Origin of the sequence: Rhizobium sp. X9, from assembly GCF_018873185.1 — a bacterium.
GTDB classification, from domain to species: Bacteria; Pseudomonadota; Alphaproteobacteria; order Rhizobiales; family Rhizobiaceae; genus Agrobacterium; species Agrobacterium oryzihabitans.
In genome coordinates this window covers 1,067,706-1,090,218 of sequence record NZ_CP071311.1, presented here as the reverse complement: position 1 = coordinate 1,090,218, position 22,513 = coordinate 1,067,706, and the positions used below count along the sequence as shown (strand labels likewise).

Genomic DNA, 22,513 nt, shown 5'->3' with positions numbered 1-22,513 from the left:
AACGTGAATGAGCAACATCATCATCGTCATCAATGGCCCCAATCTCAACATGCTGGGAAAAAGGGAACCGGGTATCTATGGTGGCAAGACGCTGAAGGACATCGAGAATGATTGTCTTGCGGCTGGTGCCGATCTCGGTTTCGCAGTGGAATTCCGCCAGTCCAACCACGAAGGTGTGCTCGTGGACTGGTTGCATGAGGCTGGCGAGCGCGCGGCGGGCGTCGTCATGAATCCCGGCGCCTACAGCCACACCTCCATCGCCCTGCACGACGCCATTCGCGCGATTTCCACGCCGGTCGTGGAAGTGCACATTTCCAATATCCACGCGCGGGAAGAGTTCCGTCACAAATCGATGGTATCACCCGCCGCAAAGGGCATGGTCTGCGGTTTCGGACCATACGGATATATCATGGCGCTTCATGCGCTGAAGAACATCACGGCATAAAAAGAAACAAAGAATAGGGTTTGTCATGTCTGAAAAGAAACAGGGTATCGACAAGGAACTGATCCGCGAGCTCGCGAATATCCTCAACGATACCGACCTTTCGGAAATCGAAGTGGAGCAGGAAGACCTGCGCATCCGCGTTTCCCGCGCCGCCCCCGCTCCCGCCACGGTCTATGCAGCAGCGCCCGCCGCTTATGCGCCGGCACCTGCCCCGGCCGCCGCGCCCGCAATTGCGGCACCTGCTGCGCCGGCTGCGGCCGCAGCACCGGCCCGCAACCCGGCCAACACCGTGTCCTCGCCGATGGTCGGCACGGTCTACCTGTCGCCTGCTCCGGGCGCGCGTCCCTTCATCGAAGTGGGTGCGACCGTCAAGGAAGGCCAGACCATCCTCATCGTCGAAGCCATGAAGACCATGAACCAGATCCCGGCTCCGAAGTCCGGCAAGGTCGTGGAAATCGTCGTCAACGACGCACAGCCCGTGGAGTATGGTGAAGCTCTCGTGGTCATCGAATAAAGGCGGTTCAGCATGGTTTCGAAGATCCTCATAGCCAACCGCGGCGAGATCGCGCTGCGCGTCCTGCGCGCCGCCAAGGAGCTTGGCATTCCGACGGTGGCGGTGCACTCCACGGCCGACGCGGACGCCATGCATGTACGCCTTGCCGACGAAAGCGTGTGCATTGGTCCGCCGCCCTCGCGTGACAGCTACCTCAACATCCACCAGATCGTTGCGGCCTGCGAAATCACCGGTGCGGACGCCGTTCACCCCGGTTACGGCTTCCTGTCGGAAAATGCCAAGTTCGCCGATATTCTCGATGCGCACGGCATTACCTTCATCGGACCGACCGCCGAGCATATCCGCCTCATGGGCGACAAGATCACCGCCAAGCAGACGGCACAGGAACTCGGCATTCCCGTCGTTCCCGGTTCCGATGGCGAAGTGAAGCCTGAAAACGCGCTTGAAATTGCCCGCACGATCGGTTTCCCGGTCCTCATCAAGGCAACGGCGGGCGGCGGTGGTCGCGGCATGAAGGTGGCGAAGACCGAAGCCGATCTCGACGAGGCTGTCTCGACTGCCCGTTCCGAGGCGGCAGCAGCCTTCGGCAACGACGCCGTCTACATGGAAAAGTATCTCGGCAAGCCGCGCCACATCGAAGTGCAGGTTTTCGGCGATGGCGAAGGCAATGCCATTCACCTTGGCGAACGCGATTGCTCGTTGCAGCGCCGTCACCAGAAGGTGCTGGAAGAAGCCAATTCGCCGGCACTGACCGTCGAACAGCGCATGAAGATCGGCGAGATTTGCGCGAGCGCCATGCGCAAGCTGAAATATCGCGGTGCAGGCACCATCGAGTTCCTTTATGAAAACGGCGAGTTCTATTTCATCGAAATGAACACCCGTCTTCAGGTGGAGCATCCGGTGACGGAAGCGATCACCGGCATGGATCTCGTGCAGGAACAGATCAGGGTCGCTTCGGGCCAGGGTCTGTCGGTCACGCAGGCGGATATCGAATTCCATGGCCATGCCATCGAATGCCGAATCAATGCCGAAGACCCGCGCACCTTCGTTCCCTCCCCGGGCACGCTGACCTATTTCCACACGCCGGGCGGCCTTGGTGTACGCGTCGATTCGGGCGCCTATCAGGGCTACAAGATCCCGCCCTATTACGACAGCATGATCGGCAAGCTGATCGTTCACGGCCGCGACCGTGACGAATGCATCCGTCGTCTGCGACGGGCGCTGGACGAGTTTGTCGTCGACGGCATCAAGACCACGCTGCCGCTTTTCCAGGATCTCCTCCAGAACGAGGATATCCTCAACGGCGATTACGACATTCACTGGCTGGAGAAATACCTGGCCGGTGATGCGTCTCACTAAGACGATATGGTTGGGCGGCGCAGCAGAAATAACGGCATAACAGTCGATATCCTGCTGCGCGCCTATTCCGCCGGCCTGTTTCCCATGGCCGATTCGGCTGACGATCCCGAGCTTTTCTGGGTCGAGCCCGAAATTCGCGGCATCATCCCGCTCGATGATTTCCACATTTCCAAAAGTCTCGCCAAGGCGATGCGCAAGAAGCCGTTCGAGATACGCTTCAACACTGCCTTCGAAGCGGTGATGGCGGGATGTGCGGCAGAAGCGCCTGACAGGCCGAGCACGTGGATCAACGCCACCATTCGCAAGCTTTACACCGAGCTGCACCAGATCGGCCATGCCCATAGTGTCGAGGCGTGGGAAGGCAAGGAGCTCGTCGGCGGGCTTTACGGCGTTTCGCTCGGGGCCGCTTTCTTCGGCGAAAGCATGTTTTCCCGCCGCACCAACGCATCGAAGATCTGCCTCGTGCATCTGGTGGAGCGGCTGCGAGCAAGCGGCTTCGTGCTGCTGGACACGCAATTCACCACCGAGCATCTGAAGACTTTCGGCGCAATCGACGTGCCGAAGCAGGAATATGCGAAGATGCTCGACCGCGCTGTCAACCGGCCGAGCCTGCAATTCTAAAATTGATAACGTTAGGTTATTTGCTTGCCGTTGAGGGAGCCGGAACCTCGGAGTCCTGCTTGCAGCCTGTCAGCCAGACGTCATAGATCGGATGCTCGACGGCGTTGAGGCCGGGGCTGTCGGCGAACATCCAGCCGGTGAAAATCCGCTTGATCTTGCGGTCGAGGGTGATTTCATCCACCTCGATGAATGCGTCGATCTTCTGGGTTTCCGTCTGGTCGCGGGAATAACAGACCTTCGGCGTCACCTGAAGCGCGCCGAACTGCACCGTCTCGTCAATATAGACGTCGAAAGACGTGATGCGTCCGGTAATCTTGTCGATGCCGGAAAACACGGCCACGCGGTTTTCCAGACGGGCGGCGGAGACGGGCGAAATGAGGATGACAGCAGAAACCGCTGCAAACAGCGAGACTGTCAGCGCACGCAAAGAGCGATCCCGCGTGATTTTCCTCATACGATATGTCTCCAAATATTTGCCTGTGTCGAAATGCCGACCGGATCAACGCGTAAGGGCGGAATGTGGCAAAAACCGGTGAGGCGCAGCGCATGTGCGGTGTTTTGCACAGCACCGCACATCACAAAACTCAGTTGCCGGGGGTCCAGGCGTCGTAGTCGCCGGTCACGCGCGGACGCTCGCCAGCCACTGCCAGCGAGCCTTGAGGGCGGTACGCCTTGGATGTGCCGGTAAGGTTAGACTGGTGCGGCTTCTGCCACTCGCGGGCAACGTAGGTTTCCTGGCTCGGCGGCACGTCGGTGCGGTAGTGCATCCAGCCGTGCCAGCCCGGCGGGATCGCCGAGGCTTCGGCATAACCATTATAGATCACCCAGCGGCGCGGCATGCCCCAGGAAGTGGTGCCGCCTTCGTAATAGGTGTTGCCCAACTCGTCCTGACCGACTTTCTTGCCAAAACGCCAGGTGTGAAACCGCGTTCCAATCGTCTGGCCATTCCACCAGGTGAAGATTTGCGTCAGGAGAGTCTTCATTATGCGTTCCTCGGGCTTGAGTGCGCCGCAGCGATTTTAGATCGCATGGCACAAGACAAGCTTATGCCGCCACCCGCGTCAATTGTCCAGCATTTCGAGATATATCCGCGCTATTTCAGCTTCATCCTGAAGCCTAAATGCCGCTTCTCGAAACCCAGCCGCTCATAGAAGCGATGCGCGTCCAGCCGGGCCATGTTGGAGGTGAGCTGGGCGGAATTCATTCCCTGACGGCGGGCTTCTTCAAGGCAATAATTGATCATCACCGCGCCGATACCGCGGCCGCGCATGTCGGAGCGCGTCTGCACCGCCTCGATCACCATAGACTTTGCCCCTCGCCCAACAAGCTTGGTGAGGATGGCAGTCTGAAAGGTGCCGACCACCTCGCCATCCAGTTCCGCCACATAGAGCGTTTCGCTCGGCGATGCCTCAATGGCGCGGAAAGCGGCGAGATAGTCAGGCTGCGCCGATTCGTCGGCCGTATCGCCGTGCCCGCCGATCTCGTCGGCGGCAAAAATGGCTGCGAGCGCCGGAAGATCGTCTTCACGTGCCGTGCGGATTATCAGCTTCTGCAATGTCGTGTTCATCGGGTCAGGCTCTTTTCCATAACGATGCCGGGCAGACCTTCGATGCCCGCCATGCGCTCGATTCGGTCGACCTCGACAAATCCGACGCCTTCATAAAAGGCGATTGCGACAGTATTTTTAGGTTCGACTTCCAGACGCATGATTTCCGCATCCGGAAAGCAGGTTTCGAGTTCGGCGAAGAGATCGCGGCCCACACCCTGCCGCTGGAATTCCGGGGCCACATAAAGCTGGTGCAGCAGGGCCGTCTTCGCCATCTTGGTGGACATCGAACCATAGGCCATGCCGCCGATCCGCCGGCCATCATCGGCCACCAGAAACTCGCCGCCCTTTTTCTCGATACGGTCCTTCATGGCCTGCGGCGAATGCCATGCGGCAATCAGCTCCTTCACCTTGTCCGCACCGTAGATCGCGTCATAAGTGGCGTGCCAGGTCGCGGCGAGCAAGGTGCGTACCGGCTCGATGTCACGCAGGCTGGCTGTGCGGATGAAAAACATGATGGGCTCCGTCTCAGAATAGAAAAAGCCGGGCGTTGATCCCGGCAGCAAGCGATGTCAGCCCCCAATCTCCCCGTCATCCTCGGGCTTGTCCCGAGGATCTAATCACGTTTCATCTTGTGGGTCGTTAGATCCTCGGGACAAGCCCGAGGATGACGAAGGAGAGGTCTACAGTCTCTTTCAACCTTTTCTGAGGGCCACTCCGGCCCGCAGTTCCTACTCTTCCTCGATACCAAGCTTGGCCTTCACCAGCGCCTGCACCGCCTGCGGGTTGGCCTTGCCGCCCGTCGCCTTCATCACCTGACCGACGAACCAGCCGGCGAGTGTCGGCTTTGCCTTGACCTTCTCGACCTGATCCGGGTTTGCGGCGATGATCTCGTCCACGGCCTTTTCGATGGCGCCGGTATCCGTCACCTGCTTCATGCCGCGCGTCTCGACGATTTCGGCGGGATTGCCGCCCTCGTTCCAGACGATTTCGAACAAGTCCTTGGCGATCTTGCCCGAAATGGTCTCGGCCTTGATGAGATCGATGATGCCGCCGAGCTGTTCCGGCGAAACCGGCGTTGTCTCGATGTCCTTGCCTGATTTGTTGAGTGCACCAAGAAGATCGTTGATGACCCAGTTGGCGGCGGCCTTCGGATCACGGCCGGCGGCGACGGCCTCGTAATAATCGGCAATCGCCTTTTCCGAAACGAGGATCGAGGCGTCATAGACCGACAGGCCGAGATCAGCCACGAAACGGGCTTTCTTGTCGTCGGGAAGCTCAGGCAGATCGACCTTCAGCGCTTCTACGAAAGCATCGTCGAATTCGAGCGGCAGCAGGTCAGGATCAGGGAAATAGCGATAGTCATGCGCATCTTCCTTGGAGCGCATGGAGCGCGTCTCGCCCTTGCCGGGATCGAACAGGCGGGTTTCCTGATCGATGACGCCGCCATCTTCCAGAATGGCAATCTGGCGGCGTGCCTCATATTCGATGGCCTGGCCGACGAAGCGGATGGAGTTGACGTTCTTGATTTCGCAGCGCGTGCCGAAACCCTCACCCGGGCGGCGCACGGAGACGTTGACGTCAGCGCGCATCGAGCCTTCATCCATGTTGCCGTCGCAGGTGCCGAGATAACGCACGATGGAGCGCAGCTTCGTCAGATAGGCCTTGGCCTCATCCGACGAGCGCATGTCCGGCTTCGAGACGATTTCCATCAGCGCCACGCCCGAACGGTTCAGGTCCACGAAGGACATGGTCGGGTGCTGATCGTGCATGGACTTGCCGGCGTCCTGCTCCAGATGCAGGCGCTCGATGCCGATCTCGATATCCTCGAAATTGCCCTGACGGTCCGGACCCAGCGAAATGGTGATGGTGCCCTCACCGACGATCGGGTCCTTGAACTGCGAAATCTGGTAGCCCTGCGGCAAATCCGGATAGAAGTAGTTCTTGCGGTCGAAGATCGAACGGTTGTTGATCTTCGCCTTCAGACCGAGGCCGGTGCGCACAGCCTGGCGGACGCATTCCTCGTTGATGACGGGAAGCATGCCGGGCATTGCGGCATCCACCAGCGACACGTTGGCATTCGGCGCATTGCCGAAAGTGGTCGATGCACCGGAAAACAGCTTGGAATTGGAGAGAACCTGCGCGTGTACCTCCATGCCGATCACGATTTCCCAATCGCCGGTGGCACCGGGAATGAAACGTTTCGGGTCGGGAGTGCGCACGTCTACAAGGGTCATCTGAAGCTCACGATATACGGGTTCTTTGGCTCTGGTGGGTAGAACAAATGGCGCGCGGGCGCAAGACATGTTGCGCCCTGTCGCGCCAAGCACCGGATTTTCGGCACAGCAGCATACGTGTTTTTTACCGTTCCCAATATCTATTCACACCATGACGATGATCGCTCTCTCACTCACGATCTATATCGCCTTCAATCTTTTCGTCTTTCTTGTCTATTGGCGGGACAAGCGGGCGGCGAGAAACAGCGAATGGCGCGTTCGCGAAAGCACCCTGTTGTGGCTCGCTTTTGCCGGTGGCAGCCTTGGCGCGATCTCGGCGCAACGCCTGCTGCGGCATAAAACGCGCAAGGAGCCGTTCCGCAGCATCCTGATATCCATCATTGTGGTACAGGTAGGCTTTGTCGCATCCCTCGTCATCATGCCGGATTGGCCGATGCGGCTTGTGAATGGCCTCGGCGCCCTCTCTCAGAATTCCGTGCCGTAAAGACCGCTCTCGACCTCGACAAGCTGTTTTTGGAGGCCCACCGACTGCACGTCGCGATCAAGCTTTACCGCATATGAAATGGAGAGCCAGCGAACGCTATAGCCGTGATGCCTGAAGAAGGCGACGGCCGGTTCGTTCTGGGCGTGGGTTTCAAGACGGATGGTGTCGAAACCCCTTCCCTCTATCAGCCGTTCCATGTCAGCCAAAAGGAAGCTGCCGACCCGTTTCCGCTGAAAATCCGGGTCGATCCAGAAATCGGAAATCGTCTCGTCGAAATGTTCCCGCGCCGCCCATCCGGCGACCGCACCGCCGAATTCCGCCACGCGGATGGCAAGCCATGACGAGCGGGTGAAATTGGAAAAGGCACTGGCCGCATTCTCGTAAAGCGTCGCGGTGATGCCGAGCGCCATTGTCGCCTGCCGCCAAGACCTGAGGCCGATGGCCGACAGAACCTCCGCTTCCTGCTGATATGCATTGCGAATGACGATCAAGCCGCGCCCTCCATGGCCTTAAGGAGTAAAGCATCGGTAGTGCGATTCGGCCAGCGGCAGCCTTGACGCGCAATATCGATCTGGGCGACCGCCACGGTGGCGGCGGATGGGAAAATTTCGACGGACTTGACCGCGCTGATTTTGCCCGCTAACCCAAAGGAGCAATTCTGGAGTTTTTATGTTCGCTCAATCGGAGTCCTGGTAAAGGCCCTGCCCGCAAGTTTCTTGCGCGCCGGGCCAGATGAAACCGAGCCGGATGCCTTAACGGCACCCGGGTTTGTTTTCACGCGTCTAGAAGACGCCGACCGGATTTCCGAAAATGGACATTTCCCGCGCAGAACAGCGCATTCTTCACCTGCTCGCCCAGGGCGGCAGAATTGAACTTACTCGAGACGAAGACCGCAAAATCGAGAAACTCGCGCTTTATACGCGCGACGGCTGGATTTTCAGCGGTCTCGATCTGCTTACCTTCCGCAAACTGAAACGGAAGAGGGCCATCGCCTCTTCCAGCGGCAAGCCTTATCGCATCACCACGCGTGGGCTGGAACTCGTGCGGGGTGAGCTGGACAATCGATGAAAAACAAACGGGCGGCATTGGATGCCGCCCGTCCGATTTCTAACCCTGGTTAGGTAGATCACCACCACTTGGCGGGGGTGAACTTACCGGCAGCCTGTTCGATCGCGTGCGCCGTCTTGAAGAGCGTTTCTTCCTCGAATGGCTTGCCGATAAGCTGCAGGCCGAGTGGCAGACCCTTGCCGTCAAGACCGGCGGGCACCGAGAGGCCCGGAAGGCCGGCCATGTTGACGGTGATCGTAAAGACGTCCTGAAGATACATCTTCACCGGATCGGAGGCGAGTTCCTCATCACCCACGGCAAAGGCAGAAGACGGGGTGATGGGTGCCAGGATGGCGTCGACGCCCTCATGGAAGACGTTTTCGAAATCGCGCTTGATGAGCGTGCGAACCTTCTGCGCCTTCAGGTAATAGGCGTCGTAATAACCGGCCGAAAGCACATAGGTGCCGACCATGATACGGCGCTGCACTTCCTTGCCGAAACCGGCGGCACGGCTCTTCTCGTACATGTCGGCAATATCCTTGCCGTCGACGCGCAGACCATAACGCACGCCGTCATAACGGGCGAGGTTGGAAGAGGCTTCCGCGGGCGCGACGATGTAATAGGCGGGCAGAGCGTATTTGGTGTGCGGCAGCGAGATATCGACCACCTCGGCACCCGCATCGCGAAGCCATTCGACACCCTTGGCCCAGAGCTTTTCGATTTCCTCCGGCATACCGTCAACGCGGTATTCCCTGGGGATACCGATCTTCAGGCCCTTCAGCGACTGGCCGATGGCCTTTTCGTAATCCGGCACCGGTAGGTCGACGGAAGTCGTATCCTTCGCATCGACGCTTGCCATGGTCCTGAGCAGGATCGCCGCGTCGCGCACGTCACGGGCGATTGGACCGGCCTGATCGAGCGAGGAAGCATAAGCGACGATGCCGAAACGCGAGCAGCGGCCATAGGTTGGCTTGATGCCGACGGTGCCGGTAAAGGCTGCGGGCTGGCGGATGGAGCCGCCGGTGTCGGTGGCGGTAGCACCTGCGCACAGATGCGCGGCAACGGCTGCGGCCGAACCACCGGAAGAGCCGCCCGGCACGAGCTTCTGCTCGGAACCGTTCGCACGCCAGGGGTTGATCGCCGGTCCGTACCAGGAGTTTTCATTGGACGAGCCCATGGCGAATTCGTCCATGTTCAGCTTGCCGAGCATGACGGCGCCCTGATCCCAAAGGTTCTGGGTGACGGTGGATTCGTATTTCGGCTTGAAGCCGTCGAGAACATGCGAACATGCCTGCGTGTGCACGTCGCGGGTGGCGAAAAGGTCCTTCACGCCAAGCGGAACACCTTCCAGTTCACCCGCCGTGCCTGCGGCGATGCGGCCATCGGAGGCTTTCGCCATGTCGCGCGCCTTTTCAGGCGTGGTTACGACATAGGCGTTCAGCGCGCCATTCGCCGCATCGATGGCGGAGAGATAGGCGTCGGTCAGCTCAAGGGCGGAAAATTCTTTCGCCTTCAGCTTTTCGCGGGCTTCGGCAATGGTCAGGCTCGTCAGGTCGGTCATGGTCGGCAACGGCTTTCGAAATCTTGGAAAAATCGGGCGGCAAACGGCGGTCGGACTATTCGACCACTTTCGGAACCATGAAGAAGTCCCGGTCGGTCGCGGGCGCATTGGCGACGATGTCTTCCGCCTTGTTGCCGTCGGTCACCACGTCGGCACGTTTTTTCATTTCCACCGGCGTGACGGAGGTCATGGGCTCGACGCCCTCGACATTCACTTCCGAAAGCTGCTCCACGAAACCGAGTATGCCGTTCAGCTGGCCGAGCATATTCTGTGCTTCTTCTTCGCTGACAGCGATACGGGCAAGGCGCGCAACGCGCTTTACGGTGGCGAGATCGACGGACATGGTTTTACTCCGGTAGGAATTTTCCTACCCGCTATAATGACCATGCCCGCCATTCGCAACGGTAGAAAACATGTCGCACCAAACTGTGGAACGGTTTTGCTCCGGCGACATGCCTGAATGGAGCCTCAGAAGGACAATGTATCGCCGGCCTTCGGCGTATGGACGCGCGCTTCCGACCCCTCCATGCCGGCCACGAACTTCTCCGGCGTCTGGTCGATGATCGGGAAGGAACCGTAATGGCAGGGGATGACATTTTCGAACTTGAAGAAGCGCTGGCAGGCCAGTGCCGCCACAGCCCCACCCATGGTGAAGCGGTCACCGATGGGCACCAGGCCGATATCCGGCTGATGCAACTCGTTGATCAGCTTCATGTCCGAAAAGATATCCGTATCGCCCATGTGATAGACGGTCGGGCCGTCTTCGAAATGCAGCATCAGGCCATTGGCGTTGCCGAGCGAATGCGAGACGCCATCCTCGGTGATCTGGGCCGAGGAATGCAGCGCGTTTGTGAAGGTGACGGAAAAACCATCGAAATGCACGGTGCCGCCGGTATTGCCCATATCGACCTTCGCCACGCCCTTGGTGGAAAGCCAGGCGGCGAGATCGGCATTGGCAAGTACTGTCGCGCCCGTTTCGCGGGCAAGCTGGACGGTATCCCCCACATGGTCGCCATGGCCGTGGGTCAGGAGAATATGGGTAATGCCTTCGGCCGCCGTCTTTCCGTCCTGCCCGGCAAAACCGGGATTGCCGGTGAAAAACGGGTCGATGAGGATCTTCGCGCTGCCGTTTTCGAGGCGGAAGGCGGAATGGCCGAGCCAGGTGATTTTCATGGGAAGTTCTCCTTTGTATTGCCCGTATATTATGACATAGAGCATTTCCAGTAAAAGTGTGTAGCGGTTTTACGTCTGGAAAATGCGTAAAATCAAAGGTCTAGAGTACGTCCAGCAGTCCCGTTCAAACCGGATGCGCTCTGGACGGCCTGAACACCGCACTACCGATATTTCAGAGAGGCGACAATGGCCGCGGATAATGACGATTACGTGTATGACGAGGCAACCGGCGAATGGCGGCCCGCTTCCGAACTGGCCGCCGAGGCGTCGCGTGCCAACGAAGTCCGCGATGCGGCAGGCAATGTGCTTGCGGATGGCGACCAGGTGACGTTGATCAAGGATCTGAAGGTCAAGGGCACCAACACGGTCATCAAGCAGGGCACCGTCATCAAATCGATCCGACTGACCGAAAACCCGGAAGAGATCGATTGCAGGCACGAGACGGTCAAGGGTCTGGTGCTGCGCACCGAATTCGTCCGCAAACGATAAGGCAGCGCGCGACATGGCGATACTCACCATCGAGGAACTTGCGGAAACGCTTCAGCCCGCACAGGCGATTGCCGGCCTCGACCTTGGCACGAAAACCATCGGGCTTGCCATGTCGGACCTGTCGCGGCGTTTCGCGACACCGCGCCCCGTCCTCAAGCGGGTAAAATTCACGCAGGACGCCGAAGTACTGCTGGCCTTTGCCGAGAAGGAGAAGGTGGCCGCCTTCATCATCGGCCTACCGATGAACATGGACGGCTCAGCCGGGCCGCGCGTACAGGCGACGCGCGCCTTCGTGCGCACCATGGGCGAAAAAACCGCCCTGCCCTTCATTTTCTGGGATGAGCGGCTTTCCACCGTTGCCGCCGAGCGTGCGCTTCTGGAAATGGACGTATCACGCGCCAAGCGGGCCGAACGCATCGATTCGGCGGCCGCGAGTTTCATTCTTCAGGGCGCGCTGGACAGGCTTTCGGCACTCGCCCGCGCGACCGACTGACGGCCCCGCCACCAGGCGGCAATCCGCTTTCTCTTGCGGAAAGCAAGGATCGCAAAAACGATCAGGCTGTCGACCGCTATGGCGCGCGCGACGAGCGGCGGCAGGCTTTCGGGCGGCAGGCCGAGAATATTGCCATAAACCTGAAACACCAGATCATGCGTTTCGCGCGTCAGCATATAAAAACCGAAGCTCATGTCGTAGTAGGAAAGCCAGTACCAGCTGCCCAGCAATGCCACGGGACCGGCCCAGAGGATCAGAAACCACTTCATGCCGCCTGTTCCCCGCCAAATACCGTGTCGGGGATGCCGGCAAGCACCGCCCAGCGCACCAGAGCCATCAGGCAAAGGTTCAGCGCCGGCGCGTCGATATCCAACGGCAGCATAACAAAAAACGTCATCATGACGCCTAAAGCTGTCCAGCGGCTCACTTGCGGCTCCCTTATGCGCAATCATTGTGCATGGTTAACACTTCGTTAATTCACACTGGACCGGCAGGCATGGCGACGCAAATGAAAGCTGTCATTATGGTTAACGCTGGCGGCCCGGGTCTGTGGACAAGCGTGTGACCCAGGGCAACGGACAGAGATGCCGGACGGTTGCCCGCCGGTGAAAACATGGCTGATTTTTCCTTAATCGCTGACTGCCCTTCAAGGGAGACAAGTATCCCCGCCCCTCGAAGCGGTTTCAGCCGTAAACGCCGCGCACGAGCCGTTTGACGGCGGTCGTGATCTTGTCCCAGTCACGATCGGATTTAAGCGGTACGCCGGCGAACTGGCCGCTGGTTGCAGCGGAAATGACAAGATGCTGGATGGCGGCAAACAACACGGCGTTGACGGCCGCGGTATCCACACCCTTCGGCGCCGCCAGCGAACCGCGCATGCGCTCCAGCCATTTGCCGAGCGATTTGGCACGGGCTTCGGCCAGCTGCCTGACCTGCGGCGAGCCATCCGATACTTCCCAGGCAATGATCTTGCAGACGAGAGGATCGCTGCGCAGCGCATCCATGAAATAAAGCGCCAGCTTTTCCATGAGATCGCCATAGGTCAGAAGGAACATGCCGCCGGTATCTTCGGGAATACGGTCCTTCACCCAGGAGCCAAGATCCTCGCCGATCGCCTCGATCAGGCCGTCGAGACCACCGAAATAGCGATAGATGAGCTGCTTGTCGCAGCCGGCGCGGCGGGCAACGGCATTGATGCCGAAACCCTGAAAGCCCTCTTCCGCCAGAAGCGACCGCGCGGCGTTAAAAATCGCCTTCTCGGTCGCGGCGCGATCCTTGACACGCTTTTCCGGTGTGTCGGCTGAAATCACCTCTGCGGTCGCCAGCATGCTTTTCTACCCGTCGTTTAAAAGGCCTGACCCAAGGGGTTAACAAAGCATGAAGACAAGGACAATGCAGCGGAGCGGCCGGGAAGAAGGTTCCTGTGGATGACAAGGGTGGAGGCAACAGAAGATTTTTCAGAAGGGCGGCTTGACCTCAACTTTGCTTGTTATTTTAGGTTGCGAGGCCTTCAAGGAAAACGCCATGACGACAATATTGACGGATGAGGATTTGACCGGCGGCGCCATCATGCAGATCGCCATCGACGCGGTGGAAATTGCCATGCGGCAAAAGGCGCATGGCCGAATGATCTCGCCGCCACGGCACCACGTCACCTTTCCCGGTAAAGGTGATCTCGTTTTACCGTGGGAGGCGTTCAGGACAGCGCACCAATTGCCGGCTTTCGCGTCTACGACACTTTCAATGGCAGTCACCACTCGCAGATCGTCGCGGTCTGGTCGACGGAAACTGCCAAGCTTGAAGGCATCGTCATCGGAGAGAAGCTTGGCGCGATTCGCACCGGCGCAATCGGCGGCGTCGCCATTCGACACCTCAGTGACGTGGATGCAACCACAGCCGGCGTTGTCGGAAGCGGTTTGCAGGCACGAATGCAACTTGTCGCAGCGGCAGCGGTGCGGCGGCTCTCGCATGTTCGGGTCTATAGCCGCAGCGAAGCAAATCGCAAAGCTTTCGCGGAGGAGATGCAGCGGTATCTCGGCCTTGATATTGAAGCTGTCGACAGTGCCGCAGAAGCCGTTCGCGGTGCCGATATCGTCATTTGTGCGACAAGCAGTTCAGTGCCCGTTCTTCGTGCGAAGGATTTAAAGCCGGGCGCCCATATCAACACCGTTGGTCCCAAAACCATTGAAGGCCATGAAATCGATCTGGATGTCGCGAAAATGGCGCATCGTATCGCGACCGATTCCCCCGAACAGATGCGAGCCTACGCTTCTCCATTCTTTCTGGCGGGAACAAGCCACGAAGAACGGGTCGAAGATCTGGCGTCAATCATTGCTGAAAACACGCCGTGGCACCGAAGCGCCGATGTAACCACTCTTTTTTGCTCGACCGGTCTCGCCGGAACCGAAGTGGCGGTCGCCGCGGCGATATTGAAGCAACGTGGATAGCGTTATCCTCAGCTTCTATTCCAGCGCCATGCCGAACCACACGGTGCCGGGTGTCTCGTGGCTGTCGAGACGCTTGAAGCCGCGCGTTTCCCAAAAGCGCATGCCTGCGCTATTACGCTCACTGGCACCAAGGTGGATGCCGTAGACGTTGTTTTGCCTTGCCATGTCCAGCCAGCGCGACAAAAGCCGTGTGCCGCCGCCCTTGCCCTGCGTGCGCGGTAGAAGGTTCATGTGGATATGGGCCGGAAACGGGTCAGTGAGCCAGGTGGGTGTGCGGCGCGGGTGGTGGATGAAATGGGCGCGGCGCTGGTCGGCGTCCCATGTCTGCTGGTCACCGCCGGGGTCGGGGTAAAGGGCGCGCAGATGCGGCCACCACTCCTCTTCCAGACGCGCTTCGTGCAAGGCCGTATCAAGCGTGCCGGCGATATAACCGCACACACCTTCCTCATCCTCCGCCACAAATACGGCATCGGGCCACAGATGCAGGTAAGGTGCGGAATAGATATGACCCACCATGCGGCCGTCACGGTAGAGCGGCGTCGCGTCTTCCCCGGCATCGCCGGTTGCAAGACTTATGGCGTAAAGCGCATCCTCATCTTCCAGGCGGGCGGAACGAAACGTCAGCATCTGCAGCCGCCCTCCATTGCCGCGCATCGACACGCGACGCTGTCACGACAGATCAAAGCACGCTCCATGCCACCGCTTTTTTTCAAATCCGAGCCCCCTCCCGCCGGGAATGCAACAACCGTCATCCGCCCTTCGTCGCTCAGGACGCGGGCGGATACAGAAGATCGATAATATAATTTGGATCGAAGCGGGAATCGAGCATGCCGTAAGTGTGGCGCCAGCCACCCGCAAGACGGGTCTCCAGGAACGCGTCGGCTATCTTGCCGGCACCCAGCCGGCAAAGCTCGGCAGCGGCCGCAGCGAGCGCGAACTGCTCGACCAGCAGGCGGGCAGCCCCCTCATCGCGCTCGGCAAGGGCGATTGCGGCACGCAGGACGTCGGTGGTCTTTTTGCCGGCAGGTCCAAGATCCCGCTCCAGCGTCTGGAAGACGAGATCGAACAGATCCTTGCCACGCTGAAGAACCCGCAGCACATCCAGCGCCATGACGTTGCCGGAGCCTTCCCAGATGGCGTTCACGGGCGCTTCGCGGTAGTGGCGGGCAATCGGCCGCTCTTCGACATAGCCGTTACCGCCGAGGCATTCCATGGCCTCGTAAATCAGCGCGGGCGCGATCTTGCAGCACCAGTATTTCACGATCGGCGTCATGACCCGTGCATAGGCGGCTTCCGCCGGATTGTTGCGCGCGGCATCGAAGGCCGACGCCAGCCGGAAGGAAAGCGCCGTCGCGGCGGCGACATCCAGCGCCATGTCGGCAAGAACACGCGTCATGATCGGCTGGCTGACCAGCATTTTGCCGAAAACCGAACGGCCGCGGGCGAAATGCACAGCTTCCGCGAGCGAGGCACGCATCATGCCGGCCGATGCGAGCGCACAGTCGAGCCGCGTCAGCGTCACCATGTCGAGGATGGTGCGCACCCCGCTGCCTGGATCGCCGAGAATATAACCGAAAGCATCGGTGAACTCGACCTCGGCAGAGGCGTTGGAGCGGTTGCCGAGCTTATCCTTGAGGCGCTGGAAATGCAGGCCGTTCTTCGAACCATCTTCCAGATAACGCGGCACCAGGAAGCAGCCCATGCCGTCGCCCATCTGGGCCAGCATCACAAAACCGTCGCTCATCGGCGCGGACAGGAACCACTTGTGGCCGGACAGGCGATAGATGCCCTCGCCCACCCGTTCCGCCGTAGTGCGGTTGGCGCGCACATCCGTGCCGCCCTGCTTTTCCGTCATGCCCATGCCGATGGTCACGGCGGTTTTCTGCAGCCCCGGTTTCTGCGAAGAATCATATTTGCGCGACAGGATCTTCGGCACCCATTCCTTCTGCACGCGTGGCGAGGTCATGATGGCGGCGACGGAGGCGCTGGTCATCGTCAGCGGGCAGAGGTGCCCGGCCTCGAGCTGCGAGGTCAGATAGAACTTGGTGGCGCGGGCCTTGTGTTCATTGCCGCGCGTTTCGGCCAGATTTTCCCAGACGCTGGAATGAAGGCCCGATGACATGGAGCGGCGCATCAGCGCGTGCCATGCGGGGTGGAACTCCACCTGATCGAGACGTTCGCCGCGCGGGCCGTGGGTGTGCAGCTGCGGCACGCCCTGGTTGGCCATGCGCGCCAGTTCCTGCGCCTCATGCGAGGTCACGTATCGCCCGAGCTGGTCGAACTCTTCTCTCAGATTGCGGGACAGGCCAGAGGTGAGGTCGACGATCAGCGGGTCGGAACGATAGGCATTGATACCGGACCAGAGGCTGGGCTGGTTCAGTTCGGCGAGCGTTTCTTCTGTCCGGGAATTCTGGGTCATCCACTGCTTCTAGCTGTTTTTTACTGGAATTGCATAGGGGGGTGATATTGCATAATCCCGCCCACAGGAAGCGATTGAGACGATTAAACCCCCGCTTTCAGCATTTTTCAGGACCGGTCTAGAAAATGCCGAACACGTTTCCGGCAAGACCGAGGGACAGCGCCATGAGGAAGCCGGATGCCGTGCCTCGAACGAGCATCGGCGAAGAGTGGCCCGCATGGCGGATGAGAAGGCTTCCAATCGAAATCCCACAAGGACCGCGCATGCCACCAGCGCCCAAAAAAGGATGTGCGGCGCCTTGATGTAAGACAAGCGACGAACCCCTCAGCCACTTCAATATTAGGCTCTGCACACGGCAACTCCACTCAGCCTGGAGCGAATGCGTGATCTGGCTGAAACCCAATCATCGCATATGTCGAATATTATGCATCAGCCATCACCCGACGTGGAACTTTCGGCAGGCTTTTTCGGTTCGCAACTTATTGGAAGGCTGCGCAGGGAGGAAACCATGGAGGCCGGTGTAAGAAAGCTCTTCGAGCGATACGAGCGGTTTTTCAACAGGTCGCTCAACGGTCACATGGATATGGAAGAGGTCGCATCCCTCTATGCGTCAGACTTCATCGCCGCTTCCCCTTCAGGAGTGATGACCGGAAAGAATGACGCGCAACTGAGGCAGGTCATGACAAAGGGTTATGAGCGCTATCGGGCGATAGGAACGAAAGAGATGCGGATCCGCAATATCCACCTCTCGCCCATCGATGAACATCATTGCGTCGCCCATGTTGCCTGGACGGCGACCTTTGCCCCCAAAAGCCAGGCGGATGTCGCAATCGATTTCGATGTTCACTACTTTGTCCAGAATCTGGACGGGAAGCCTAAAGTTTTCGGCTGGGCTTCGGGCGACGAGCAGGCGCTTTTGAGAAAGCATGGCATCATCTGACATTCGCTCAAACGCGGTCAGATAGTCCACTTTTTCTCGCGCGCTGGGGAAACATCGCCATGTTTTCATTTCAGGGGTTCACGGGTGCTTGCCCCTGCGGCAAGCAATCTCTATAGAGCGCAGGACCGAATTCCGCGGCACTCCACCGGCGTGTTCACAGCGAATGGAGCGCACGGATCAGCATTCGGGCGTTCCGGGCATTTTCACGGGAAAATGCGACGCCCGTCAGGAGGCAAACCGCATGGTCTTCTTCCCCCATCGCCATCTCCTCGGCATCAAGGGGCTTTCCCATCAGGACATCACCCTGCTTCTCGACAAGGCCGACGAGGCGGTGAAAATCAGCCGCCAGCGCGAGAAAAAGACCTCGACGCTCCGGGGCCTCACGCAGATCAACCTGTTTTTCGAAGCCTCTACGCGCACGCAATCCTCCTTCGAGCTTGCCGGAAAGCGCCTTGGCGCAGACGTGATGAACATGTCGGTGGGCAACTCCTCGGTGAAGAAGGGCGAAACGCTGATCGATACGGCGATGACGCTGAACGCCATGCGCCCGGATGTGCTGGTCGTGCGCCATTCTTCCGCCGGTGCGGCAGCCCTTCTCGCGCAGAAGGTCGCCTGCTCCGTGGTCAATGCCGGCGACGGCCAGCACGAACACCCGACGCAGGCCCTTCTCGACGCGCTGACCATCCGCCGCGCCAAGGGCGAGCTATCTGGCATCACGGTGGCGATCTGCGGCGACGTGCTGCATTCGCGCGTTGCCCGCTCCAACATCATCCTCCTCAACCAGATGGGTGCGCGCGTGCGCGTCGTCGCCCCCGCCACGCTTCTCCCCTCCGGTATCCGCGACATGAGCGTCGAGGTCTTCCACGACATGAAGGAAGGGCTGAAGAACGCCGATGTGGTGATGATGCTGCGCCTGCAGCGCGAGCGCATGTCCGGCTCCTTCGTGCCTTCGGTGCGTGAATATTTCCATTATTACGGTCTCGATGCCGAAAAGCTGAAGGCGGCGAAGGAAGATGCGCTGGTCATGCATCCCGGCCCGATGAACCGTGGCGTCGAAATCGCTTCCGAAGTGGCCGATGGTCCGCAGAGCGTCATCGAAAGCCAGGTGGAAATGGGGGTTGCCGTGCGTATGGCCGTCATGGAAACCCTGCTTGTCTCGCAAAATCAGGGTGAGCGCGTATGAGTGCCGTAACCGTTCTCAAGAACCTCCGCATCGTCGATCCCTCCCGCAATCTGGACGAGGCCGGCAGCGTCATCATCGGTGCTGACGGCACGATCCTCGCGTCCGGCAGGGATGCTCACAATCAGGGTGCTCCCGAAGGTGCGACGGTTCGCGACTGCAAGGGGCTGGTGGCCGTACCCGGTCTGGTGGATGCCCGGGTCTTCGTTGGCGAACCGGGCGGCGAGCACCGCGAAACAATCGAATCCGCCTCGCGCGCGGCAGCGGCCGGCGGCGTTACCAGCATCATCGTCATGCCGGACACTGATCCCGTGATCGACGATATCGCGCTGGTCGAATATGTGAAAAAGACGGCGCGCGACAAGGCGATTGTCAATGTTCATCCCTCGGCGGCGCTGACCAAAGGCCTCAGGGGCGAGGAAATGACCGAGATCGGCATGCTGAAGGAAGCCGGTGCGGTGGCCTTCACCAATGGCCGCAAGGCGCTTTCCGACACGCTGGTCCTGCGCCGCGCCATGACCTATGCGCGCGAACTGGGTGCGGTGATCGCGCTCGAGACCCGCGACAAATATATCGGTGGCGGCGACATGAATGAGGGGCTTTTCGCAAGCTGGCTCGGTCTGTCAGGCATTCCGAAGGAAGCCGAGATCATCCCTCTGGAGCGCGACCTGCGCATTGCCGGTCTGACGCAGGCGATCTATCACGCCGCCAAGATTTCCGTACCGGAATCGGCAGAGGCGATCCGCGTTGCGCGGCAGCGGGGCGTCAAAGCCACCTGCGGCATCTCGATCAACCATCTGACGCTCAACGAGAATGATATCGGCGAATACCGCACCTTCTTCAAGCTCTCGCCGCCGCTGCGCGCCGAAGACGATCGCAAGGCCATGGTGGAAGCGCTGAAAGACGGCACGATCGACATCATCGTCTCTTCGCACGATCCGCAGGATGTGGACACCAAACGTCTGCCCTTTTCGGACGCGGCAAGCGGTGCCGTGGGGCTGGAAACCATGCTGGCGGCGGCGCTGCGGCTCCACCACAGCGGCGAGGTTCCGCTGATGCGGCTGATCGATGCGCTTTCCACGCGTCCGGCGAAAATCTTCGGTCTGGATGCGGGAACGCTTAAAGTCGGCGCAAAAGCCGATATCACCCTGATCGACCTCGATGAACCATGGCTCGTCACGCGGGAACAGCTGGTGTCAAAATCCAAGAACACGCCGTTCGAGGACGCCCGTTTCAGCGGCCGCGCTGTGGCCACTTATGTGGCTGGCAAAGCCGTTCATTCCTTGGCATAAGAACACGACAGAGATCACGCAGCCGGCGCGACAGAGGGGACGTTTGAATGAGTGCTTTGACTGACTGGCAGACGGCGCCCGCCCTTCTCGCGCTTGCGGCGCTGATCGGCTATCTGTTCGGTTCGATACCCTTCGGCCTCCTTCTCACCCGCATGGCCGGGCTGGGGGATGTGCGCAAAATTGGTTCCGGCAATATCGGCGCAACCAACGTTCTGCGCACCGGCAACAAGAATCTCGCCGCAGCGACTTTGCTGCTCGATGCGCTGAAGGGCACCGCTGCCGTGCTGGTGGCCAATGCGCTCTGGGGCCACGAAGCGTCGCTGGTCGCCGGTTTCTTCGCCTTTCTCGGGCACCTGTTTCCAGTGTGGCTCGGTTTCAAGGGCGGCAAGGGTGTGGCCGTCTATATCGGCGTGCTTTTAGGCGCAGCACCGCTAATGATGCTGGCCTTTGCGCTGATCTGGCTCGCGACCGCTTTCATCACTCGTTATTCCTCGCTGTCAGCGCTGCTTGCCATGCTGGTCATTCCCGTGGCGCTCTGGATACTCGGACCTGAAAAGACGGCGCTGCTGGTAACGGTGCTGAGCGCCATTTCCTGGTGGAAACATCGCGAGAACATATCGCGGCTTCTGGCCGGTACGGAAAGCCGGATCGGGCAAAAAGGCTAAGGCCAGTCTTTAAGGATATGTCATGCCGCATGAGGAAACGACACGGCAGGGCATAGAGCTTTCCGCCCGGCAGCGGGTCGCCTGGCTGCGGCTGATCCGCAGCGACAATATCGGTCCCGTCACCTTCCGCGAACTCATCAATCATTTCGGCAGTGCCGAAAAGGCGCTTGATGCCCTGCCCGAGCTTTCAAGGCGCGGCGGTTCATTGCGCAGCCCGCGCATCGCCACGCTGGCGGAAGCGGAAGGCGAAATCGAAACGGCTGAAAGATTCGGCGCGCGTTTCGTCGGCATTGGTGAGCCTGACTATCCACCCGCCTTGCGGCATCTGGACGGCGCGCCGCCGCTGATCGCCATGAAGGGGTCGGCATCCACCGCAACAAGACCCTGTGTCGGCATTGTCGGCTCGCGCAACGCCTCCATCAACGGCGCGAAATTCGCCGCGATGTTGTCGCGCGACTGTGGAAGGGCCGGTTATACGATCGCTTCTGGACTGGCGCGTGGTATAGATGCGGCGGCGCACCGGGCAAGCCTTGCAACCGGCACGGTGGCGATGCTGGCGGGCGGTCTCGACCGTCCTTACCCGCAGGAAAATTTCGGGCTGCTGCAGGACATATACGATCAGGGCGGCGCGACCATCAGCGAAATGCCCTTTGGCTGGGAACCGCGCGCACGGGATTTTCCCCGCCGCAACCGGCTGATATCAGGCGTCTCCCTCGGTGTCGTCATCGTGGAGGCGGCGGAGCGTTCGGGTTCGCTGATCACCGCGCGGCTTGCCGGCGAAGCAGGCCGGCTGGTTTTCGCCGTGCCCGGCTCGCCGCTCGACGCGCGGTGCGAAGGCACCAACCGGCTGATCAAGGAAGGCGCGATGCTGACGACCGGGGCTTCAGATATTCTCGATGCGCTGCGGCCGCTGATGGAGCCGCAATTGCCGTATGAGCGAAAGGTCGAGGAACCGAGATCCGACATCGAGATGTCACCACTAGGGGACGACGAGCGCAGCATCATCGCAGCCGCTCTCGGTCCCTCGCCCGTGGAAACGGACGATATCATCCGTCACACGGGTTTTTCCGCCGCCACCGTTCATCTGGTGCTGCTGGAACTTGATATAGCCGGGCGACTAAACCGGCATGCCGGGGGTCGGGTTTCGCTCTTCGTCGCGGATTGAGAGCTTGCGTCGTCCGCTCTGGATGTCACCGACTTCGACATAGGCCATCTCGATCAGGTAGCAGAGCATATCTGCTCCCTCGCGGCTGGCGACCTGGCGCAGTTCCGCCAGCATCTGGCGAATGTAAGCCAAGTTCTCTCTGGTCCCTTCATTATCGGCATTATTGTTTGTCGCGTTCGGGACCATATATCTATCCTGGAAATTCAATCTGAAACAAACGGCATTAAGTAGATTCAAATCATGTTGGTCACCATAACCAATTTACCAAAGATTGCAATACAACGATAGATTATCCATAGGTTGCACCCGCCTTGGAGTGATAAAATCGGCCTTGCCTCTTGACCCGCGCGCATTACCTGTCCATGTCGAATTATAAAGAGGCCTTGTTGCAGCATTCGGTTGCAACCCGGCTATGTTAACGGACCAGTTCCCAGAG

Annotated in this window: 29 protein-coding genes and 1 pseudogene; 14 read left to right on the top strand and 16 right to left on the bottom strand. The window is 59.7% G+C overall.

Features of this window, described 5'->3' with window-relative positions; genetic code table 11:
- Positions 1-7 precede the first annotated feature (7 nt).
- From aroQ to aat, 4 genes are read left to right on the top strand one after another with little or no spacing between them, the layout of a single operon-like run.
- Positions 8-445: a type II 3-dehydroquinate dehydratase gene (gene aroQ, locus JZY08_RS05330; RefSeq protein WP_216331248.1), complete on the top strand. Its 438-nt coding sequence runs from the start codon at positions 8-10 to the stop codon at positions 443-445.
- A 25-nt stretch (positions 446-470) separates the two neighbouring features.
- Positions 471-959, top strand: coding sequence for an acetyl-CoA carboxylase biotin carboxyl carrier protein (gene accB, locus JZY08_RS05325; protein ID WP_020012377.1), 489 nt, complete (start codon positions 471-473; stop codon positions 957-959).
- Positions 960-971: 12 nt separating this feature from the next.
- Positions 972-2,318, top strand: a complete 1,347-nt coding sequence (gene accC, locus JZY08_RS05320; RefSeq protein ID WP_003496343.1) for an acetyl-CoA carboxylase biotin carboxylase subunit — start codon at positions 972-974, stop codon at positions 2,316-2,318.
- A 6-nt stretch (positions 2,319-2,324) separates the two neighbouring features.
- Positions 2,325-2,939, top strand: a complete 615-nt coding sequence (aat, locus tag JZY08_RS05315; protein ID WP_216331246.1) for a leucyl/phenylalanyl-tRNA--protein transferase — start codon at positions 2,325-2,327, stop codon at positions 2,937-2,939.
- A gap of 16 nt (positions 2,940-2,955) precedes the next feature.
- On the opposite strand, the gene JZY08_RS05310 is transcribed toward aat, so the two are convergent.
- From JZY08_RS05310 to gatB, 5 genes are all read right to left on the bottom strand, one after another.
- The gene (locus tag JZY08_RS05310) at positions 2,956-3,393 is read right to left on the bottom strand and encodes a DUF2155 domain-containing protein (RefSeq protein ID WP_003496347.1); all 438 of its coding nucleotides are present in this window, start codon (positions 3,391-3,393) and stop codon (positions 2,956-2,958) included.
- Between the two features lie 130 nt (positions 3,394-3,523).
- Complete coding sequence (locus JZY08_RS05305) at positions 3,524-3,922, bottom strand: NADH:ubiquinone oxidoreductase subunit NDUFA12 (RefSeq protein ID WP_003496348.1); 399 nt, start codon at positions 3,920-3,922, stop codon at positions 3,524-3,526.
- A gap of 110 nt (positions 3,923-4,032) precedes the next feature.
- Positions 4,033-4,506: a GNAT family N-acetyltransferase gene (locus tag JZY08_RS05300; RefSeq protein WP_003496350.1), complete on the bottom strand. Its 474-nt coding sequence runs from the start codon at positions 4,504-4,506 to the stop codon at positions 4,033-4,035.
- Complete coding sequence (locus JZY08_RS05295) at positions 4,503-5,000, bottom strand: GNAT family N-acetyltransferase (protein ID WP_216331244.1); 498 nt, start codon at positions 4,998-5,000, stop codon at positions 4,503-4,505. The genes JZY08_RS05300 and JZY08_RS05295 overlap by 4 nt, the downstream gene beginning before the upstream one ends.
- Positions 5,001-5,216: 216 nt before the next feature.
- Positions 5,217-6,722, bottom strand: coding sequence for an Asp-tRNA(Asn)/Glu-tRNA(Gln) amidotransferase subunit GatB (gene gatB, locus JZY08_RS05290; RefSeq protein ID WP_137037491.1), 1,506 nt, complete (start codon positions 6,720-6,722; stop codon positions 5,217-5,219).
- A 151-nt stretch (positions 6,723-6,873) separates the two neighbouring features.
- Between gatB and JZY08_RS05285 the strand changes: the two genes are divergently transcribed.
- Positions 6,874-7,206: a DUF1294 domain-containing protein gene (locus JZY08_RS05285; RefSeq protein ID WP_216331243.1), complete on the top strand. Its 333-nt coding sequence runs from the start codon at positions 6,874-6,876 to the stop codon at positions 7,204-7,206.
- On the opposite strand, the gene JZY08_RS05280 is transcribed toward JZY08_RS05285, so the two are convergent.
- Positions 7,188-7,697 carry a GNAT family N-acetyltransferase gene (locus tag JZY08_RS05280; protein WP_216331241.1) on the bottom strand — a complete coding sequence of 170 codons (510 nt, stop codon included), beginning with the start codon at positions 7,695-7,697 and terminating at the stop codon, positions 7,188-7,190. The two genes, JZY08_RS05285 and JZY08_RS05280, sit on opposite strands and share 19 nt — an antisense overlap.
- A gap of 319 nt (positions 7,698-8,016) precedes the next feature.
- Here JZY08_RS05280 and JZY08_RS05275 point away from each other — a divergent pair, with 319 nt between their 5' ends.
- Positions 8,017-8,274, top strand: a complete 258-nt coding sequence (locus JZY08_RS05275; protein WP_137037489.1) for a YjhX family toxin — start codon at positions 8,017-8,019, stop codon at positions 8,272-8,274.
- A gap of 58 nt (positions 8,275-8,332) precedes the next feature.
- Here JZY08_RS05275 and gatA read toward each other — a convergent pair whose 3' ends face one another.
- The 3 genes from gatA to JZY08_RS05260 all read right to left on the bottom strand — a co-directional run bounded on the left by gatA (position 8,333) and on the right by JZY08_RS05260 (position 10,987).
- Positions 8,333-9,814: an Asp-tRNA(Asn)/Glu-tRNA(Gln) amidotransferase subunit GatA gene (gene gatA, locus JZY08_RS05270; protein WP_216331239.1), complete on the bottom strand. Its 1,482-nt coding sequence runs from the start codon at positions 9,812-9,814 to the stop codon at positions 8,333-8,335.
- 55 nt (positions 9,815-9,869) lie between these two features.
- Positions 9,870-10,157, bottom strand: a complete 288-nt coding sequence (gene gatC, locus JZY08_RS05265) for an Asp-tRNA(Asn)/Glu-tRNA(Gln) amidotransferase subunit GatC (protein ID WP_216331238.1) — start codon at positions 10,155-10,157, stop codon at positions 9,870-9,872.
- 125 nt (positions 10,158-10,282) lie between these two features.
- The gene (locus tag JZY08_RS05260) at positions 10,283-10,987 is read right to left on the bottom strand and encodes a metal-dependent hydrolase (protein ID WP_216331237.1); all 705 of its coding nucleotides are present in this window, start codon (positions 10,985-10,987) and stop codon (positions 10,283-10,285) included.
- 186 nt (positions 10,988-11,173) lie between these two features.
- Between JZY08_RS05260 and JZY08_RS05255 the strand changes: the two genes are divergently transcribed.
- Together JZY08_RS05255 and ruvX are read left to right on the top strand one after the other, a co-directional pair.
- A complete protein-coding gene (locus JZY08_RS05255) occupies positions 11,174-11,476 on the top strand; it encodes an alkylphosphonate utilization protein (RefSeq protein ID WP_082184164.1) in 303 nt (100 codons plus the stop codon).
- A gap of 13 nt (positions 11,477-11,489) precedes the next feature.
- Positions 11,490-11,969 carry a Holliday junction resolvase RuvX gene (ruvX, locus tag JZY08_RS05250; RefSeq protein ID WP_003496367.1) on the top strand — a complete coding sequence of 160 codons (480 nt, stop codon included), beginning with the start codon at positions 11,490-11,492 and terminating at the stop codon, positions 11,967-11,969.
- Here ruvX and JZY08_RS05245 read toward each other — a convergent pair.
- The 4 genes from JZY08_RS05245 to JZY08_RS27535 all read right to left on the bottom strand — a co-directional run bounded on the left by JZY08_RS05245 (position 11,921) and on the right by JZY08_RS27535 (position 13,616).
- Entirely contained in the window at positions 11,921-12,238 is a 318-nt protein-coding gene (locus tag JZY08_RS05245; protein ID WP_216331236.1) for a DUF6105 family protein, read from the bottom strand. The two genes, ruvX and JZY08_RS05245, sit on opposite strands and share 49 nt — an antisense overlap.
- A complete protein-coding gene (locus JZY08_RS05240) occupies positions 12,235-12,396 on the bottom strand; it encodes a hypothetical protein (RefSeq protein WP_158001526.1) in 162 nt (53 codons plus the stop codon). Before JZY08_RS05240 ends, JZY08_RS05245 begins: the two co-directional genes overlap by 4 nt.
- A 256-nt stretch (positions 12,397-12,652) precedes the next feature.
- Positions 12,653-13,297 carry a TetR/AcrR family transcriptional regulator gene (locus JZY08_RS05235; RefSeq protein ID WP_216331235.1) on the bottom strand — a complete coding sequence of 215 codons (645 nt, stop codon included), beginning with the start codon at positions 13,295-13,297 and terminating at the stop codon, positions 12,653-12,655.
- Between the two features lie 166 nt (positions 13,298-13,463).
- Positions 13,464-13,616 carry a hypothetical protein gene (locus JZY08_RS27535; protein WP_253204075.1) on the bottom strand — a complete coding sequence of 51 codons (153 nt, stop codon included), beginning with the start codon at positions 13,614-13,616 and terminating at the stop codon, positions 13,464-13,466.
- Between JZY08_RS27535 and JZY08_RS05230 the strand changes: the two are divergent.
- Positions 13,545-14,416: pseudogene (locus JZY08_RS05230) on the top strand (ornithine cyclodeaminase family protein). The gene JZY08_RS27535 and the pseudogene JZY08_RS05230 sit on opposite strands and share 72 nt — an antisense overlap.
- Positions 14,417-14,431: 15 nt before the next feature.
- Here the strand turns inward: JZY08_RS05230 and JZY08_RS05225 are convergent.
- A complete protein-coding gene (locus JZY08_RS05225; RefSeq protein WP_035242812.1) occupies positions 14,432-15,043 on the bottom strand; it encodes a GNAT family N-acetyltransferase in 612 nt (203 codons plus the stop codon).
- Between the two features lie 139 nt (positions 15,044-15,182).
- A complete protein-coding gene (locus JZY08_RS05220) occupies positions 15,183-16,835 on the bottom strand; it encodes an acyl-CoA dehydrogenase family protein (protein WP_003496378.1) in 1,653 nt (550 codons plus the stop codon).
- Positions 16,836-17,343: 508 nt separating this feature from the next.
- On the opposite strand from JZY08_RS05220, the gene JZY08_RS05215 reads away from it, so the two are divergent.
- The 5 genes from JZY08_RS05215 to dprA all read left to right on the top strand — a co-directional run bounded on the left by JZY08_RS05215 (position 17,344) and on the right by dprA (position 22,077).
- Positions 17,344-17,775 (top strand): hypothetical protein, encoded by a 432-nt coding sequence (locus JZY08_RS05215; protein WP_035242813.1) that lies wholly within the window; start codon positions 17,344-17,346, stop codon positions 17,773-17,775.
- Between the two features lie 241 nt (positions 17,776-18,016).
- Positions 18,017-18,958, top strand: a complete 942-nt coding sequence (locus tag JZY08_RS05210) for an aspartate carbamoyltransferase catalytic subunit (RefSeq protein WP_003502441.1) — start codon at positions 18,017-18,019, stop codon at positions 18,956-18,958.
- Positions 18,955-20,247 (top strand): dihydroorotase, encoded by a 1,293-nt coding sequence (locus JZY08_RS05205; protein ID WP_216331234.1) that lies wholly within the window; start codon positions 18,955-18,957, stop codon positions 20,245-20,247. The genes JZY08_RS05210 and JZY08_RS05205 overlap by 4 nt, the downstream gene beginning before the upstream one ends.
- 47 nt (positions 20,248-20,294) lie before the next feature.
- A complete protein-coding gene (gene plsY, locus JZY08_RS05200) occupies positions 20,295-20,912 on the top strand; it encodes a glycerol-3-phosphate 1-O-acyltransferase PlsY (RefSeq protein ID WP_216331233.1) in 618 nt (205 codons plus the stop codon).
- Between the two features lie 22 nt (positions 20,913-20,934).
- On the top strand, positions 20,935-22,077 hold the full coding sequence (gene dprA, locus JZY08_RS05195; protein WP_216331231.1) for a DNA-processing protein DprA: 1,143 nt from the start codon (positions 20,935-20,937) through the stop codon (positions 22,075-22,077).
- On the opposite strand, the gene JZY08_RS05190 is transcribed toward dprA, so the two are convergent.
- On the bottom strand, positions 22,030-22,263 hold the full coding sequence (locus JZY08_RS05190; RefSeq protein WP_080600295.1) for a hypothetical protein: 234 nt from the start codon (positions 22,261-22,263) through the stop codon (positions 22,030-22,032). The two genes, dprA and JZY08_RS05190, sit on opposite strands and share 48 nt — an antisense overlap.
- Positions 22,264-22,513: the final 250 nt, after the last annotated feature.